This is a genomic window from Streptomyces luteolus, assembly GCF_029968015.1.
Taxonomy (GTDB): Bacteria; Actinomycetota; Actinomycetes; order Streptomycetales; family Streptomycetaceae; genus Streptomyces; species Streptomyces luteolus.
In genome coordinates this window covers 299,909-314,929 of the sequence record NZ_JASCIS010000001.1, presented here as the reverse complement: position 1 = coordinate 314,929, position 15,021 = coordinate 299,909, and the positions used below count along the sequence as shown (strand labels likewise).

The 15,021-nt window shown below is 70.9% G+C and carries 15 protein-coding genes; 5 read left to right on the top strand and 10 right to left on the bottom strand.

Annotation, left to right across the window (positions count from 1 at the left end):
• Positions 1 to 13 precede the first annotated feature (13 nt).
• The 4 genes from QIT00_RS01430 to QIT00_RS01415 all read right to left on the bottom strand — a co-directional run bounded on the left by QIT00_RS01430 (position 14) and on the right by QIT00_RS01415 (position 3,848).
• Positions 14 to 1,714, bottom strand: coding sequence for an acyl-CoA mutase large subunit family protein (locus tag QIT00_RS01430; RefSeq protein ID WP_282533148.1), 1,701 nt, complete (start codon positions 1,712 to 1,714; stop codon positions 14 to 16).
• Positions 1,715 to 1,840: 126 nt separating this feature from the next.
• Positions 1,841 to 2,905: an acyl-CoA dehydrogenase family protein gene (locus QIT00_RS01425; RefSeq protein WP_282533147.1), complete on the bottom strand. Its 1,065-nt coding sequence runs from the start codon at positions 2,903 to 2,905 to the stop codon at positions 1,841 to 1,843.
• A gap of 24 nt (positions 2,906 to 2,929) precedes the next feature.
• Positions 2,930 to 3,268: a DUF3817 domain-containing protein gene (locus QIT00_RS01420; protein WP_282533146.1), complete on the bottom strand. Its 339-nt coding sequence runs from the start codon at positions 3,266 to 3,268 to the stop codon at positions 2,930 to 2,932.
• A gap of 70 nt (positions 3,269 to 3,338) precedes the next feature.
• Complete coding sequence (locus tag QIT00_RS01415) at positions 3,339 to 3,848, bottom strand: MarR family winged helix-turn-helix transcriptional regulator (protein ID WP_282533145.1); 510 nt, start codon at positions 3,846 to 3,848, stop codon at positions 3,339 to 3,341.
• 238 nt (positions 3,849 to 4,086) lie between these two features.
• Between QIT00_RS01415 and QIT00_RS01410 the strand changes: the two genes are divergently transcribed.
• The gene (locus QIT00_RS01410; RefSeq protein WP_282533144.1) at positions 4,087 to 5,136 is read left to right on the top strand and encodes a glycoside hydrolase family 6 protein; all 1,050 of its coding nucleotides are present in this window, start codon (positions 4,087 to 4,089) and stop codon (positions 5,134 to 5,136) included.
• Between the two features lie 7 nt (positions 5,137 to 5,143).
• On the opposite strand, the gene QIT00_RS01405 is transcribed toward QIT00_RS01410, so the two are convergent.
• The 3 genes from QIT00_RS01405 to QIT00_RS01400 all read right to left on the bottom strand — a co-directional run bounded on the left by QIT00_RS01405 (position 5,144) and on the right by QIT00_RS01400 (position 8,637).
• A complete protein-coding gene (locus QIT00_RS01405) occupies positions 5,144 to 7,009 on the bottom strand; it encodes a glycosyltransferase family 2 protein (protein ID WP_282533143.1) in 1,866 nt (621 codons plus the stop codon).
• Between the two features lie 174 nt (positions 7,010 to 7,183).
• On the bottom strand, positions 7,184 to 7,378 hold the full coding sequence (locus QIT00_RS38870) for an acyl-CoA carboxylase subunit epsilon (RefSeq protein WP_408909689.1): 195 nt from the start codon (positions 7,376 to 7,378) through the stop codon (positions 7,184 to 7,186).
• A gap of 11 nt (positions 7,379 to 7,389) precedes the next feature.
• A complete protein-coding gene (locus tag QIT00_RS01400) occupies positions 7,390 to 8,637 on the bottom strand; it encodes a cytochrome P450 (RefSeq protein WP_282533142.1) in 1,248 nt (415 codons plus the stop codon).
• Positions 8,638 to 8,851: 214 nt separating this feature from the next.
• On the opposite strand from QIT00_RS01400, the gene QIT00_RS01395 reads away from it, so the two are divergent.
• From QIT00_RS01395 to QIT00_RS01380, 4 genes are all read left to right on the top strand, one after another.
• Complete coding sequence (locus QIT00_RS01395; protein WP_282533141.1) at positions 8,852 to 9,913, top strand: type III polyketide synthase; 1,062 nt, start codon at positions 8,852 to 8,854, stop codon at positions 9,911 to 9,913.
• Positions 9,914 to 9,957: 44 nt separating this feature from the next.
• The gene (locus QIT00_RS01390; protein WP_282533140.1) at positions 9,958 to 11,175 is read left to right on the top strand and encodes a cytochrome P450; all 1,218 of its coding nucleotides are present in this window, start codon (positions 9,958 to 9,960) and stop codon (positions 11,173 to 11,175) included.
• Complete coding sequence (locus QIT00_RS01385; RefSeq protein WP_282533139.1) at positions 11,172 to 11,708, top strand: cupin domain-containing protein; 537 nt, start codon at positions 11,172 to 11,174, stop codon at positions 11,706 to 11,708. Before QIT00_RS01390 ends, QIT00_RS01385 begins: the two co-directional genes overlap by 4 nt.
• A gap of 124 nt (positions 11,709 to 11,832) precedes the next feature.
• A complete protein-coding gene (locus tag QIT00_RS01380; RefSeq protein ID WP_282533138.1) occupies positions 11,833 to 12,630 on the top strand; it encodes a hypothetical protein in 798 nt (265 codons plus the stop codon).
• On the opposite strand, the gene QIT00_RS01375 is transcribed toward QIT00_RS01380, so the two are convergent.
• The 3 genes from QIT00_RS01375 to QIT00_RS01365 form a co-directional block, all read right to left on the bottom strand.
• On the bottom strand, positions 12,610 to 14,130 hold the full coding sequence (locus tag QIT00_RS01375; protein WP_282533137.1) for a DHA2 family efflux MFS transporter permease subunit: 1,521 nt from the start codon (positions 14,128 to 14,130) through the stop codon (positions 12,610 to 12,612). The genes QIT00_RS01380 and QIT00_RS01375 overlap by 21 nt on opposite strands.
• 152 nt (positions 14,131 to 14,282) lie before the next feature.
• Positions 14,283 to 14,576, bottom strand: coding sequence for an MTH1187 family thiamine-binding protein (locus QIT00_RS01370; RefSeq protein WP_282533136.1), 294 nt, complete (start codon positions 14,574 to 14,576; stop codon positions 14,283 to 14,285).
• A complete protein-coding gene (locus tag QIT00_RS01365) occupies positions 14,573 to 14,917 on the bottom strand; it encodes a DUF3817 domain-containing protein (protein WP_282533135.1) in 345 nt (114 codons plus the stop codon). The genes QIT00_RS01370 and QIT00_RS01365 overlap by 4 nt, the downstream gene beginning before the upstream one ends.
• Between the last annotated feature and the right edge of the window lie 104 nt (positions 14,918 to 15,021).

Below are 15,021 nucleotides of genomic sequence, written 5' to 3'. Positions count from 1 at the left end.
CTCCCGGAACCGGTCAGAACCCGGCGGGCTCCGTGTACACCCCCCACTCGTCCCGCAGCGCGTCGCAGATCTCGCCGAGGGTGGCCTCCGCGCGGACCGCGTCCAGCATCGGGCCGATCATGTTGCCGCCGTCGCGGGCGGCGGCGAGCATCGCGTCGAGCGAGGTCCGCACCCGGGCGTCGTCACGGCCGGACTTGCGGCCGCCGAGCGCGCGCACCTGCTCGCGCTCCACCTCGTGGCTGACCCGCAGGATCTCCAGGTCGCCGGTGACGGACGGGGTGTGGACGTTGACGCCGACGACCCTCTTGTCGCCCTTCTCCAGGGCCTGTTGGTACTGGAAGGCGGACTCGGCGATCTCGCCGGTGAACCAGCCGTCCTCGATGCCGCGCAGGATGCCGGAGGTGATGGGCCCGATGGGGTGCTGCCCGTCCGGGTGCGCCCTGAGGCCCCGCTCCTTGATCTGGTCGAAGATCTTCTCGGCGTCGGCCTCGATCCGGTCGGTGAGCTGCTCCACGTACCACGAACCGCCAAGCGGGTCCGCGACGTTGGCGACGCCGGTCTCCTCCATCAGCACCTGCTGCGTGCGCAGCGCGATCTCGGCGGCCTGCTCGCTGGGCAGCGCGAGGGTCTCGTCGAGGGCGTTGGTGTGCAGGGAGTTGGTGCCGCCGAGCACCGCGGAGAGGGCCTCGACGGCGGTCCGTACGACGTTGTTGTACGGCTGCTGCGCGGTCAGCGAGACGCCGGCGGTCTGGGTGTGGAAGCGGAGCCACTGGGCCTTGTCGGTCTTGGCGCCGTAGACCTCCTTCATCCAGCGGGCCCAGATGCGCCTGGCCGCGCGGAACTTGGCGATCTCCTCGAAGAAATCGACATGCGCGTCGAAGAAGAAGGAGAGGCCGGGCGCGAAGACGTCGACGTCGAGCCCGCGGGAGAGCCCCAGCTCCACGTACCCGAAGCCGTCCGCGAGCGTGTACGCCAGCTCCTGCGCGGCCGTCGCCCCGGCCTCGCGGATGTGGTAGCCGGAGACGGAGAGCGGCTTGTACGCGGGGATGTCGCGCGCGCAGTGCTCCATCAGGTCGCCGATGAGGCGCAGATGGGGCTCGGGCTCGAAGAGCCACTCCTTCTGCGCGATGTACTCCTTGAAGATGTCGGTCTGCAGCGTGCCGTTGAGCGCGCCCGGGTCGACGCCCTGGCGTTCGGCGGCGACGAGGTACATGCAGAAGACCGGCACGGCGGGTCCGGAGATGGTCATCGACGTCGTGACATCACCGAGCGGGATGTCCTTGAACAGGACCTCCATGTCGGCGGCCGAGTCGATGGCGACGCCGCAGTGGCCGACCTCGCCGAGCGAGCGGGGGTCGTCGGAGTCGCGGCCCATCAGCGTCGGCATGTCGAAGGCGACGCTGAGTCCCCCGCCGCCGTTGGCGAGGATCATCTTGTACCGCTCGTTGGTCTGCTCGGCGTTGCCGAACCCGGCGAACTGGCGGATCGTCCAGGTCCGGCCCCGGTACCCGGTGGCGTGCAGCCCTCGGGTGTACGGGTACTCGCCGGGCCAGCCGATGCGCTCGAACCCCTCGTACACATCCCCGGACCGTGGCCCGTAGACCGGCTCCACCGGATCACCGGAGAGCGTGCTGAAGTCGGCGTCGCGCTTGCGTGCGGCGTCATAGCGGGCCTGCCAGCGGCGGCGGCCTTCCTCGATGGGGTCAGCGTCCATGCAGCCAATTTACTAGGACGTCCTAGTATCTGTCGATGGCAGCCGGGTGCCGTTCTCGCCCGGCACCCGTCGAAACGCCTCTGACCAGCCGAAAGGCTCTTTCCCCCGGCCCTCCCGCCCGCCCTCTCAGGCTCGCAGCGCCGCCAGATGGGCGCTGCGCACCTCCGCCGTCTGCCCCTGCACCACCAGGAAAAGACCTTCGCGCGCGAGCCGCTGCGCCGGGGCGGAGAGGCTGAAGGCCCGGCCGCCGCCGACCACGATCGCCGCCGTCGTCGCCGCCCGCATCAGGTCGTACGCCCGCGTCTTGACCGCGAGCCGCGCCTGCAGCTCCTCGCCCGCCGGTACCTCGTCGACGAGGGCGTACGCGTCCCGGCGCGCGGCGTCGAGACGCTCGCGCAGGACGCCCGCCGTGTCCTCGGCCTCGCCGTCCTCGGCCGCGTCGAGCAGGTCGAGCGCGGCTCGGGCCACACCGAAGACGGCCGGGTTGGTGTTGGTGTTCTTCGGCCGGTCGGCGGTGGCCCACTCCTCGTACCGCTGGCGGACGACCAAGGCCTCCGGCGGGACCGTCAGGCCGTCCAGGACCAGGCCGACCGTGCGGGCGCCGGTGAGCGCGGCCATCTGCAGCGGGGCCGTCGGCTTCAGGCCTGCCTGCTCGCGCGGCTCGGCAAGTACGAAGACAACCTCGCCGACCTCGCCGTCCTCGGTGGCGCCGCCGAGCAGGAACACGTCGTTCAGGCCCCAGCCGGTGTACCAGGGCACCCGCCCGTCGAAGCGCCAGGAGCCGTCGGGCAGCTCGGTGGCGCGGACCGGCAGCTTCGGGAAGGCGCGCAGGTGCGAGAAGGCGATCCCTGCGAGCGCGCGGCCCTCCGCGAGCGGGCGCAGCCAGCGCTCCCGGGCCGCCTCCTCACCCGCCATGAGGGTGCGTACGGGCGTGTGGTGCTGGGCCTGGACGAAGAACGTGGAGCAGCAGGCGCCCGCGAGGATCTCCGCGACCTCCCGCCCGACGGCCGCAGGCGCCGCCGAACCCCCGTACGCGGCGGGCGCGTTGGCGCCGAGCACGCCGGACGCCTTGACCGCGGCGATCGCCTCGGACGTGACGCCCTCCCGGTCGTGCCGCTCGGCGGCGGGCCCGAGGACGTCGTCGGCGAGGCGACGGGCGGCGTCGGCCAGGGGGTGGTGGAGAGGCGGCATGGGATGTAGTCCGCGCAGGGGCGGTCAGGCCTTGACGGCTCCGGGGGCCGGGTCGGTCACCTTGGCGGCGAGCTCGGCGGAGATCTTGCGCTCCACGAAGAACGCGGCGGTCGGGATCGTGCCCGCGAGCAGGACCCACAGCTGCTTGCCGACCGGCCACTTGGCCTTGGAGCCGAGGTCGAAGGCGAAGACCAGGTACACGACGTACAGCCAGCCGTGCGCGATGCTGACGACCTTCGTGAAGTCCGCGGCGCCGTCCAGGCTCAGGGCGTACTTGCCGATCATGCCGAGGCACAGCAGGACCAGGAGGACACCGGTGATGTAGGCCAGGGCGCGGTAGCGCGTCAGCACGGATCGCTTCATGCGTACGAGCGTAACCGCCCGTTTTGCGCGATCTTCAGGCGGCCCCGCGCACGGCCGGACGCGCTCGGGCTCAGCTCTCGTCGAAGTCCTGCGCGGCCACCCGCAGCGGGCGCAGCATCGCGAAGATCTCCCCGCACTCCTCGGCGTCGTACGCCCCGAGGCCGAAGTCCATGGCCATGAGGTCGCGGGTCGCGGCGTCGACCGCCTCGCGGCCCTTGTCGGTGATGGAGGCGAGGGTGCCGCGGCCGTCGTTGGGGTTGGGGCGCTTGGCGACGAGGCCCGACTTCACGAGGCGGTCCACGGTGTTGGTGACCGAGGTGGGGTGCACCATCAGGCGCTCCCCGATCTTCGACATGGGCAGCTCACCCGCCTTGGAGAAGGTGAGCAGCACCAGCGCCTCGTACCGCGCGAAGGTCAGCCCGTACGGCTTGACCACCGCGTCGACCTCGGCGAGGAGGATCTGGTGGGCGCGCATGATCGAGGTGATCGCGGCCATGGACGGCACGGAACCCCAACGCTGCTTCCAGAGTTCATCGGCTCGCGCGATGGGGTCGAACGACAGACTGAGCGGCTTCGGCACGCACCCGACCTTACCGGGCGGTCACATGGTGGTCAGCACCGTCTCGCAGTACGGTCGGCGGCCCGCCTTCCGGGGCTTCGGGCGCGGGGCATGCCCCGTACGGCCGACCGCCGCACCCCCGCCTGGCCCACCATCGGCCCACTGACCTGGTCCGCCGCGGTGTCGCAGCAGAACGGGAGCATGTCCGTTATGCCACGCTTGCCCGGTCCTTTCGTGCGCCGCAGTCCAAGGGGGCAGGATGCCCGCCCACACCACCCGCACCGACCACCACGGCCGCCGCCGGGCCCGCCGCCGGCTCACCCGCGGCGGGGCCGTGCTCGCCGTGCTCGGGCTCGCGCTCGGCTGCAGCCCGGAGTCGGACGACCCGCAGACCAAGGACGCGGCGCTCGTACGCGGTTCGTCGGGCGGGAAGTCCGAGTTCTGGGTGGACCCCGACAGCCCGGCCGCCCAGCAGGTCGCGAGCTGGCGGGCGGAGGGCCGCGACTCCGACGCCGCGGTGCTCCGCCGCATCGCCGCCCAGCCGATGGCCGCGTGGCCGGCCGGTGACGACCCGAGTCCGACGATCAGGGCGGCCACGCGCGGCGCCGCGAAGGAGAACCGCACCGCCGTCCTCGTCGCGTACAACATCCCGCACCGCGACTGCGGCCAGCACTCGCGGGGCGGCGCGCAGAGCGCGGAGTTCTACCGGCAGTGGATCGACGCGTTCGCCGACACCATCGAGGACAGCAAGGCGCTGGTGATCCTTGAGCCGGACGCCGTCCCGCACGTCGTGGACGGCTGCACCCCGCCCGAGTACCAGGAGGAGCGCTACCAGCTGCTGTCCGAGGCGATCGACCGCCTCAAGCAGCAGCCGAACGTCAAGGTCTACCTCGACGCCGGGCACTCCGCCTGGGTCCAGGACCACGGCAAGCTCACCCAGGCGCTGGGGAAGGCGGGCATCGACCGCGCCGACGGCTTCGCCCTGAACGTCTCCAACTTCCAGACCGACGCGGCCACGAAGGCGTACGGCAAGGACCTGTCGAAGCTCCTGGGCGGCAAGCACTTCGTGATGGACACCGGCCGCAACGGCAACGGCCCGCTGCCCGGCGACGGCGCCGAGGCCTGGTGCAACCCGCCCGGCCGCGCCCTCGGCAACCGGCCCGGCACCAGGACCGGCGACCCGCTCGTCGACGCCTACCTGTGGATCAAGCGGCCCGGCGAGTCCGACGGCGAGTGCCGGGGCGGCCCTCCGGCGGGCAAGTGGTGGCCGGAGTACGCGCTGAACCTGGCGCGCAACTCCAAGGGGTAGCCGGGGCTCAGCTACCGCCCGAAGGCGTGCTCGACACCCGGGTCGTGGCCGTGGGGGCGAGTGCGGCCTGGGTGGTCGTCGGGGTGGTCTCCGGTAGGGGTACTGCGGCCTCGACCCGTACGGGTTCGGGCGCGACCTCGACCGGCGCGACCTCGACCGGCGCGACCTGGACCGGCGCGCCCGCGCCCGCCCGCCGCCCGCGGAACTCGCCGAAGGCCCAGATGCTGACCGGGGCGAGCGAGATCACAAGGCCGAGGACCGACCACGTCCGCATCGCCGCGTGGCTGTGGCCGAGGAACAGCGAGGCGGCGAGCGAGACGAAGAGCAGCGCCGCCCAGAACAGATGGACGCGGAACGTGAGCAGCCGGTCGGGGCTGGTGTCGTCGCCCTTGGGGGTGACGACGAACTTGCAGGGCCTGCGCAGGATCGCGGCCCCCAGGGACTTGGCGTAGATCGGCGCGGAGAGCGCGGACATCGCCATCCCGGCGAGGCCGCCGGAGCCCTCGGGCTCGTGCGGGGAGACATTGTGCCGCCGGTTCCAGAGGTACATGCCCACCTGCAGGGCGGCGGCGTCGCTGTAGAGCATCAGCCAGATCGACGCGGCGACCTGGGTGCCGGACGCGCCGAACCACAGGAACAGGAAGCAGCTGAGGATGCCGAGCGTCCAGTTCACGGCGGTCATCGGGTAGTAGACGAGCATCAGTGAGTAGTTGAAGAACCGTCCGGGAGGCATCCGGAAGGGCGCCCGCCAGTACTGCTTGATGACGGTCTCGTAGGTGCCGCGGGACCAGCGGAGCTGCTGGGTGAAGAAGTCGGTCCAGGAGGCCGGGCCCTCACCGACGGCCAGGACGTCCGGGGTGTACACGGAGCGCCAGTGCCGGCCGGTGCGCGGGTTCTTGGTGCGGTGCAGCTCGAAGCCGGTGGCCATGTCCTCGGTGATCGAGTCGTAGAGGCCGCCGACCTGCTTGACGGCGGCTATGCGTACGGCGTTGTTGGTGCCGACGAACATGGGGGCGCGGTAGCGGTTGCCGGCCCGCTGGATGAGCGCGTGGAAGAGGAACTGCTGGGACTCGGCGGCCTTGGTGACGGCGGCGTCGTAGTTCCCGTACACCTGGGGTCCGACGACGAACGCGACGTCCGGGTCCCGGAAGTAACCCATCATCCGTTCAAGGAAGTTGGGGAGCGGCACGTGGTCGGTGTCCACCGAGGCGAAGAAGTCGTAGCCGTCGCCGTGCATCGCGATCCAGGCGTTGTAGTTGCCGTGCTTGGTGCGGGCCTTGTGGACGCCCTTCTCGCGGTTCCACTCGGGCACTCCCCTGCGGGTGAAGTGCCGGACGCCGAGTTCGGCGCAGAGCGCCTTCACGTCGCCGTTGTCGCCCTCGTCCAGGAGCCAGACGTCGAGCGGTCCCGTGTGGCGTATTCGGGTCGCGCCCTCCAGGGTGGCGCGGACCATGCTGAGGGGTTCCTTGCCGGGGACGTACGTGGTGAGGAAGGCGACGCGGGTGCCTGGCTCGGGTGTGACGGGTATCGGATCCCGGGCCACCAGCGTCGCGTGGGCTATGGAGACGACGTTGACGAGCATGAACAGCTCGATCAGGCCGATCGCCACGAGCATCGTGACGTCGAGGCCGACGAGCCAGCGGTCGCCGCCCTCGCGCCGCGTCCAGTGGGTCGGCCAGACGAGGTAGACGAGCAGGAGGCCGGTGAGGACGGGGGCGAGCGTCATCAGGAGGACGGCCCGTATTCGGTGCGGCTCGCTGGAGAGGAGCCTGGTGTACTGCACCCGGTAGCCCCCGCCGTCGCCACTGACCGGCTCGGTGAGCGGCCCGGCGAGTGTGCTGTGAGTGTCGTAGTGGTAGCCCTCCGGCCGCACAGCGCCTCCAGGTCTTCGATGATCTGGCGATGGCAGGTTCAGGTACGAACCAGCCAATACGTCTACAAAAAGGGAGATTTCCTGGGGTGTCGAACCGGACGCGTCCGTGTGAGCGGTTCTGGGGCGAGGCCTCTCACCGGGGTTGCGGAGCGGAGCGCCGTTGCTGTCGGGGAGTCAGCGACGAGGGGACGCCGGGCGAGCACGCCAGGAGTGCGCCGGGAGATGCGGCGGTTGGTGGTCCCACCCGGCGCGACGGGAACGCGGGCGCGGGTCGAGCAGCGCGTGGGAGCCACGCGCCAACGCTATGAAGACCGCCGTGAAGGCAGCCAGTTCCAAGTGGTTCGGCCTGCCTCTGACCACCTTGATCATGTGACGGTGTATCACCAGGACACCGGCAGCGCCTTGGGACCGCGGATCAGACCTCCCGTCTGCCACTCGATCTGCTCGGGCGGTACGGCGAGCGCGAGTGCGGGGTAGCGGTCGAGCAGGGTGGCGACGATGATCTCGGACTCCATCCGGGCCAGCATCGAACCCACGCAATGGTGGGGTCCGTTCCCGAAGGCCATGTGGGCGATGGGCCCGCGGTCGAAGTCCAGTGCGTCGGGGTCCGGGAAGGCCTCGGGGTCGCGATTGGCCGCGAGGTACGACGAGTAGACCGCCTCTCCGGCCCGGACCACGACACCGGCGATCTCGACGTCCTGCGTGGCGATCCGCGGCAGGCCCACTCCGCTGCGGTGCGGGATGTAGCGCAGCAGCTCGTCGACGGCCTGCGGAATCAGGTCCGGCTCGGCGCGCAGCCGTTCCAGTTGCCGCGGATGGGTGAGCAGGGCATACACCATGTTGGCGCTGTTGTTGCGTACGGCGTGCGCACCGCTCACGAGGATGGCGGTGGCCAGGGAGACGGCCTCCGGCTCGGTGATCTCACCGGCGTCGGAGGCGGCGGCGAGGACTCCGGCCAGGTCGTCGTCGCCCGGCTCCTCGCGACGCCGGGCGAGCAGATCGACGACGCACTCGCGAACGGTCGTCCTGGCGTCGCTGCTCCGCTCCGGGGCCGGACCGGGAGTCATGATCAGGTTCGCCCAGGACGTCATGCCCTCGCGCATGTCCTGGTCCATCCCGAGCAGGTCGGCGACGGCCGCGAGCGGGAAGGGGCCGTGCAGGTGCTCCACGAGGTCCGCCGGTGAGCCGTGCCGCTCCATCTCGTCGAGGAGGCTGTCGGCGGTGCGCTGCGCTGCGGGCCTGAGCTTCTGCATGCTCTTGCCGGTGAACGCCCGCGCCACGACGCGGCGCATGTCGTTCAGGCGTGGCGGGTCGGCGTAGTTGAGGGACGCCTGCTGGGAGGCGATCGCGTGCGGCGAGGAACTGGTGACCGTACGCCCGACCAACTCCGCCCTGCTGAAGCGCGGGTCGGTCGTCGCCGCCTTGACGTGCGCGTAGCGCGCCATCAGCCAGGCGCTGCCCTCGCCGAACGGCAACTGGACCCGAGTGGCCCGCCCGTCCCGCAGCCGGTCGCTGAGGAAGGGGTCGAAGTCGAGGCCCTGGAGGTCGTCGAGGCTCCAGCAGTGGACCGTCTCGTCCGAAGCCGGTTCAGTCTCGAGGCCGAAGGCCGCGCGCGGCTCTGACGTCATGCTGCATCTCCCTGCCTTGAGGTCGGGTGCATCGCCGCTCCCGGCGGTCGATTCCGCGGGACGCGGGCTGCGACATGCCTTCCCTCACGCCGCCCGATCCGCCGCCGCGCCGCCCAGCGTCACCGGATTGGCCCCATCACCCCGGCGGATCGATCCCGCGCGCGCAATGCGCATGGGTCCGTGAGGCTTTGACCGAACAGGAAGGAGAGCCGCCGTGGCGACTCTGTGCAGACCAGCGGTGTCCGTGCCCGAACATGTGATCACCATGGAGCAGACCCTCGACCTGGCCCGGTCCGTGCATCCGGAGCATCCGCAGCTCGACCTGGCCCTGCGGTTGATCGAGAACACCGGTGTCGAGAAGCGGCACCTGGTGCGGCCCATCGAGGAGACCCTCACGCACCCCGGCTTCGAACAGCGCAACGCCGTCTACGAGGCCGAGGCCAAGGCGCGCGTACCGCGGGTGGTACGTCAGGCGCTGGCCGACGCGGAACTGCGCCCGACGGACATCGACCTGATCGTCTACGTGTCCTGCACCGGCTTCATGATGCCGTCCCTCACCGCCTGGATGATCAACACGATGGGCTTCCGCACCGACACCAGGCAGTTGCCCATCGCCCAGTTGGGGTGCGCGGCCGGCGGGGCGGCGGTGAACCGTGCGCACGACTTCTGCACGGCGTACCCGGAGGCGAACGCGCTGATCGTCGCCTGTGAGTTCTGCTCCCTGTGCTATCAGCCGAGCGACCTGGAGGTGGGAAACCTGCTCTCGAACGGCCTGTTCGGGGACGGCGTGGCCGCCGCCGCGGTCCGCGGCCGCGGCGGCACCGGCATCGAGCTGCGGCGCAACGGCTCGTACATCATCCCCCGGACGGAGGAGTGGATCGCGTACGAAGTGAAGGCGACCGGATTCCACTTCAGACTCGACCGACGCGTTCCCGGCACGATGGAACCGCTCGCTCCAGTGCTGAAACAGCTGGCCAAGGCCCATGGTTGGGACGCCGCGGCGTTGGATTTCTACATCATCCATGCCGGTGGCCCACGGATCCTCGACGACCTCAGCAAGTACCTCGGTGTGGCATCCGAAGCATTCCGTTTCAGCAGGGCCACACTGACCGAGTACGGCAACATCGCGAGCGCCGTCGTCCTGGACGCGTTGCGCCGGCTCTTCGAGGAGAACGGCACCCGCGACACCGCGCGAGGGCTCCTTGCCGGGTTCGGCCCTGGCATCACCGCCGAGGTCGCACTGGGCAACTGGAGCACGGGACGAGAGGCCGGCTAGCCGCGACCACTGGGCGAGACCGCGTCACGGAGGATTCGAGAACAATGCTGAGGGACGGCCCCGACACGGCGCAGCCACCCATCACCCACTGGCCGGCCCTGAACCTGGACGGGGTCGACTTCGACCCCGTCCTCTCCGGGCTGATGCAGGCGGGACCGGTGACCCGCATCAAGCTCCCCAACGGAAGCGGGTGGGCCTGGCTCGTCTGCCGGTACGACGACGTGCGGATGGTGACCAACGACCCCCGGTTCAGCCGCAAGCTGGTCGTCGAGCACGATGTCACCCGTCTGGCCCCCCACTTCATCCCCGCCCCCGGCGCGGTCGGCTTCGAGGACCCGCCCGACCACACGCGGCTGCGTCGCGCGGTCGCCGGGGCCTTCACCGCCGCGGGTGTCGAGCGCCTGCGTACGCGGGCACAGGAGATCCTCGACGGACTCGTCGACGGCATCCTCCGCGACGGACCCCCGGTGGACCTGACGGAGCGCCTGCTCGCGCCGTTCCCCCTCGCCGTCGTGTGCGAGTTGATGGGCGTTCCGGAGGCCGACCGCTCCGAAGTGCACGAATGGACCGCCCTGATCCTCTCCTCGGCCCACGGCGCCCGGCGCAGCGAGCAGGCCAAGACGGACATGCTGGCCTACCTCGGCGAACGCCTGCGCGAAGGGCGCGGAACGGGCGGTGACACCGTTCTCGGGCTTCTCGGCAAGGCCGTCGAGGCCGGAGAGGTCACCGAGGAGGAAGCGACCGGCCTCGCCCTGCTCATCCAGATCGGCGGCGAGGCGGTCACCAACAACGTGGGCAACATGGTCTACATCCTGCTCACCCGGCCGGACCTCCTCGAACAGCTGCGGAGCACACCCGAGTTGCGGCCGTCGGCGCTCAACGAACTCCTGCGCTACATCCCGCACCGCAACGCCGTCGGCCTCTCCCGGATCGCCCTCGAAGACGTCACCATCGCGGGCCACCTCATCCGCGCGGGCGAAGCCGTCTACGTCTCCTATCTCGCCGCCAACCGCGACGCGGAGGTCTTCCCCGAACCCGACGACCTACGGTTCGACCGCAGCCCCAACCCGCACGTCTCCTTCGGGTACGGCCCGCACTACTGCCCCGGAGCCGTGCTGGCCCGACTGGAGTCCGAACTGCTCCTGGACGCATCGCTCGGCCGCTTCCCGGAGCTGCGGTTCGCCGTCCCCGCGAACGAACTGCGCTGGCGCCCCGGAGCGCTCATCCGGGGGCCCGAAGGGCTCCCGGTGACCTGGTCATGACCGCACACCTCGCCCGTTCGGGCCTCCTCGTGCCGCCCGGCCAGGGCCGGACCCTGACCACATCCGCCCAGCAGGTCACCTTCAAGGTCACCGGGGAGCACTCCCAGGTGAGCTCCAGCTTCGAGGTCGTCGTACCGCCCGGCTTCGACGTCGGGGCCCACAAGCACACGCGCAGCGAGGAACTCTTCTACGTCCTCGAGGGCGAACTCGACGTGATGGCGTTCGAGCCGCGCGTCCGCACGGGGGACGACTGGCGGGGCTGGCAGGCACTCGACGGCCGCCGGGTCGTCCGTGCGACCCCGGGAACCGTCATCGTTGTTCCGCCCGGCTGCCCGCACGCCTTCGCCAATCCCACGGGCGAACCGGCCAGAATGTTCTTCCAGGCCTCACCGCCACCGGATCACGAGCGGTACTTCGAGGAGCTCCTCGCCCTGCTCGACTCCGGCGCGTCACCGGACCCCGCGGCGATCCAGGAACTGCGGGCCCGCTACGACATCGAGCAGCTCACTCCGCTGCGTCACGACCTGTCCTGACCTGTCCTGACCTGACCTGACCTGACCACCAGGACACCCCCACTCCAAACTCCACACTCCGCACTCCGCACTCCACACTCCACACCCCACGCCCCGCACTCCACCCTCATGCTCGGGAGATTCCATGCTGCGCACTCGGCGCACGCTGCGTACCGCCATGCGTGTCCTGCCCATCTCGGTTCTCGTCGTGGCCTCGGTGGCCATGGCGCCGGCCTCCGCCAAGGCCCCGCTGCCGGCCCACTGGTGCAGCGTCAACGGTGAAGAGGCCCCGCCCGGAAAGAGGGTGACGGGAACGCCGGGCAGCGACACGATCCTGTGCGAGGGGGACGTGCAGAACGTCATCCTCTGGGGAGGCGGCGGCGCGGACAAGATCCGGGTCAAGGGCCTGGTCATCGACGCGTCGGTCCTCGGTGGCGAGGGCGACGACACCATCCAGGTCAACAACCTCTACCCCCGCAACGCCGACTCGATGGTCCGCGGCGGCGGTGGCGACGACACCATCATCACCGCGCTGGTCGTGGGAACGGCCGAGCACGGCGCCACCGTCCACGGCGACCACGGCGACGACGAGATCACCACGGGCGCCGTGCAGGGCCAGCCCGGCACGTACCAGCGCGGCGGCGGCCAGGTGTTCGGCAACGACGGCAGCGACACCATCCGCACCAGTGCGGTCGACCTCGGCGGCCGGATCGTCGGCGGCAGCGAGAACGACATCATCGAGCCCAAGTCCCTGGGCGTCGAGTCCTCCGGGACCGTCCAGGGCGGACCGGGCAACGACATGATCCGGGGACAGCGGGAAGAGGTCCTGACCATCGGACCCGGATGGGCGGTGGTCGACGGAGGACTGGGAACCGACCGGTGCCGGGTGAGGCACGCGGGGGAGGGCGAGCGGATCAGGAGCTCAATCGCGAGCTGCCCCTGAGGGACGGCGGCCCCGGTGGGCGCCATGGGCGCGCTCCACGGACAGGCCGCCGGGCAGCATGAGGAACGTCAGGACGGCTCCGGCGACGAAGATTCCCGCCGCCGCCGCGAAGACGGTGTGATAGCCCTCCAGGACGGCCCGCGCCACGACATCCGGCGCGGGCCGTCTGCCTGCCGGATGGGCGGCGGCGGAGCCCGCGGCGAGGGTGCTCATGAGCGCCGTGCCGACCGAACCGCCGACCTGCCGCATGGCGTTGACCGTGGCCGAGCCGACACCGGCGTCCCGGGGGTCGATGCCCGCGGTGCCGAGGTTCATGGCGGCCGCCGTGATCAGGCCCATGCCGAGGCCGGTGGCGACCTGGCCCGGCACGATGTCGAGGACGTACGGGCGATCCGGTGAGAGGCCCGTCATCCACGCCATGCCGACCGCCGCGAGCAGCATGCCGCCGGTGACGCGCGCACGGGCGCCGAGTCCGCGGAACAGGCCCGTGCCGCTGCCGATCGCGCTGATCACGATGCAGCCGGACATGGGCATGAAGGCCAGGCCGGTCCTGGCGGGGCCGTAGCCGCGGGTGTGCTGCAGGTAGTACGCGAGGAACAAGAAGACCCCGAACATGCCCAGGCCGGTGATGAACACCGCCACCAGCGCCGTCCCCCGGACGCGGTCGAGCACGATGCGCAGCGGCAGCAGCGGGTGCCTGGCCCTGCTCTGCCACCACACGAACGCCGCGATCAGCACGGCACCGGCCGCGAGGAAGCCCCAGCTGTCCGGAGACGTCCAGCCGTGCACGCCGGCCTCCGCGAGGCCGTACACCACGCAGAAGAGCCCGGACGACGCCAGGGCGGTGCCGGGCAGATCGAGTCTGGGCGGGGCGGTGGGCCGTTGCCGCCTGAGCAGCAGTGCGCCGCCGGTGACGGCCACGGCGGCGAAGAGGACATTGACGTAGAGCGTCGAACGCCAGCTCAGATGCTCGGTGAGCAGACCGCCCAGGAGCAGACCCACCGCGCCCCCCGAGGCGGCGAGGGCCCCGAACACGCCGAACGCCCTGCCGCGTTCGGGACCGGCGAAGGTCGTGGTGAGCAGGGCGAGCGCGGCGGGTGCGAGGAGGGCCGCGCACATGCCTTGCAGGGCGCGGGCCGTCACCAGGATCTCGAAGGTGGCCGCGGCGCCGCCGAGCGCGGAGGCGGCGGCGAACCCGATCTGGCCGATGAGGAAGGCACGCCGGCGCCCGAACAGGTCCGCCACCCGCCCGCCGAGCAGCAGGAGGGTGCCGAAGGCCATGGCGTACGAGGTCACCACCCACTGGCGGCGGCTGTCGGAGAACCCGAGGTCGGCCTGCGCGGAGGGCAGGGCGATGTTCACGATGGTGGCGTCGAGGACGACCATGAGCTGGGTGAGGCCGATGACCGCGAGGATCTTCCAGCGGCGCGGATCGGGGGGCGGTGCGGACTCGGGTTGCCCGCGGCCGGTGCGGGTTTCCCCCGTGGGCTCCGTCGCCATGGTGCAACTCCGTGAAGTGCGCGGGATCTGCCGAGACCCATCTGACCTGCTGCGGGGGCGGGGCGCATCCGGTGAGGGCTCTTCGAACGGCGCCGGTACGCGAGAGAGCCCCCGCTCGGCGGGGGCTCTCGGCAGGCTGCGCGGGCGGTGGCCTAGTCGGCGAGGTGGCGCTCCACCGTGTCGACCTTCGACGTCATGCCGTCCGTCACGCCGGGGCGGATGTCCGCCTTGAGGACGACCGAGACCCGCGGGGCGCGCGCCTCGACGGCGGCGACGGCGCGCTTCACGACGTCCATCACCTCGTCCCACTCACCCTCGATCGAGGTGAACATCGCGTCCGTACGGTTCGGCAGGCCGGACTCGCGGACGACGCGGACGGCGTCGGCGACGTACTCCCCCACGTCCTCGCCGACGCCGAGCGGGGTCACGGAGAAGGCGACGATCATGCCTCGACCACGCCTTCGCGGCGGGCGCGGGAGGCGATGACGGCGGCCTCGGCCTCGCGCTTGAGCATCTTCTCGGCGAAGAAGCCGCCGGTGGGCAGGACGGAGAGGACGAAGTAGAGCGCGGCCCGCTTGACGTCCCACTTGGTGCGGTTCCAGGCGTCCAGCCAGAACAGCACGTACAGGATGAACAGGACGCCGTGGATCGCGCCCATCACCGGCACCGCGTTGAACTCCGTGGTGCGCTTGAGCACCGAGCAGACGAGCAGCAGCAGGAAGGAGATGGCCTCCGGCGCGGAGACCAGGCGCAGGCGGCGGAGGGCGGAGGCGGTCTTGAGGTCCACGGGTCACCTTCGTCGGGGGAATGCAGTCAGGGAGGCGTGTTCGATCTTGTGAACGCGCGCACAAGCTCGGCTCCCATTGTGGCAGCCGTACTTTGCCCACTCTT

What these genes read in the sequence shown, in the direction of transcription:
- QIT00_RS01370 (WP_282533136.1), bottom strand. Translation starts at nt 14,576, where the DNA reads ATGATCGTCGCCTTCTCCGTGACCCCGCTCGGCGTCGGCGAGGACGTG.
- QIT00_RS01425 (WP_282533147.1), bottom strand. Translation starts at nt 2,905, where the DNA reads ATGCCGCCTCTCCACCACCCCCTGGCCGACGCCGCCCGTCGCCTCGCC.
- QIT00_RS38870 (WP_408909689.1), bottom strand. Translation starts at nt 7,378, where the DNA reads ATGATCAAGGTGGTCAGAGGCAGGCCGAACCACTTGGAACTGGCTGCC.
- QIT00_RS01410 (WP_282533144.1), top strand. Translation starts at nt 4,087, where the DNA reads ATGCCCGCCCACACCACCCGCACCGACCACCACGGCCGCCGCCGGGCC.
- QIT00_RS01430 (WP_282533148.1), bottom strand. Translation starts at nt 1,714, where the DNA reads ATGGACGCTGACCCCATCGAGGAAGGCCGCCGCCGCTGGCAGGCCCGC.
- QIT00_RS01375 (WP_282533137.1), bottom strand. Translation starts at nt 14,130, where the DNA reads ATGGCGACGGAGCCCACGGGGGAAACCCGCACCGGCCGCGGGCAACCC.
- QIT00_RS01380 (WP_282533138.1), top strand. Translation starts at nt 11,833, where the DNA reads ATGCTGCGCACTCGGCGCACGCTGCGTACCGCCATGCGTGTCCTGCCC.
- QIT00_RS01390 (WP_282533140.1), top strand. Translation starts at nt 9,958, where the DNA reads ATGCTGAGGGACGGCCCCGACACGGCGCAGCCACCCATCACCCACTGG.
- QIT00_RS01420 (WP_282533146.1), bottom strand. Translation starts at nt 3,268, where the DNA reads ATGAAGCGATCCGTGCTGACGCGCTACCGCGCCCTGGCCTACATCACC.
- QIT00_RS01385 (WP_282533139.1), top strand. Translation starts at nt 11,172, where the DNA reads ATGACCGCACACCTCGCCCGTTCGGGCCTCCTCGTGCCGCCCGGCCAG.
- QIT00_RS01400 (WP_282533142.1), bottom strand. Translation starts at nt 8,637, where the DNA reads ATGACGTCAGAGCCGCGCGCGGCCTTCGGCCTCGAGACTGAACCGGCT.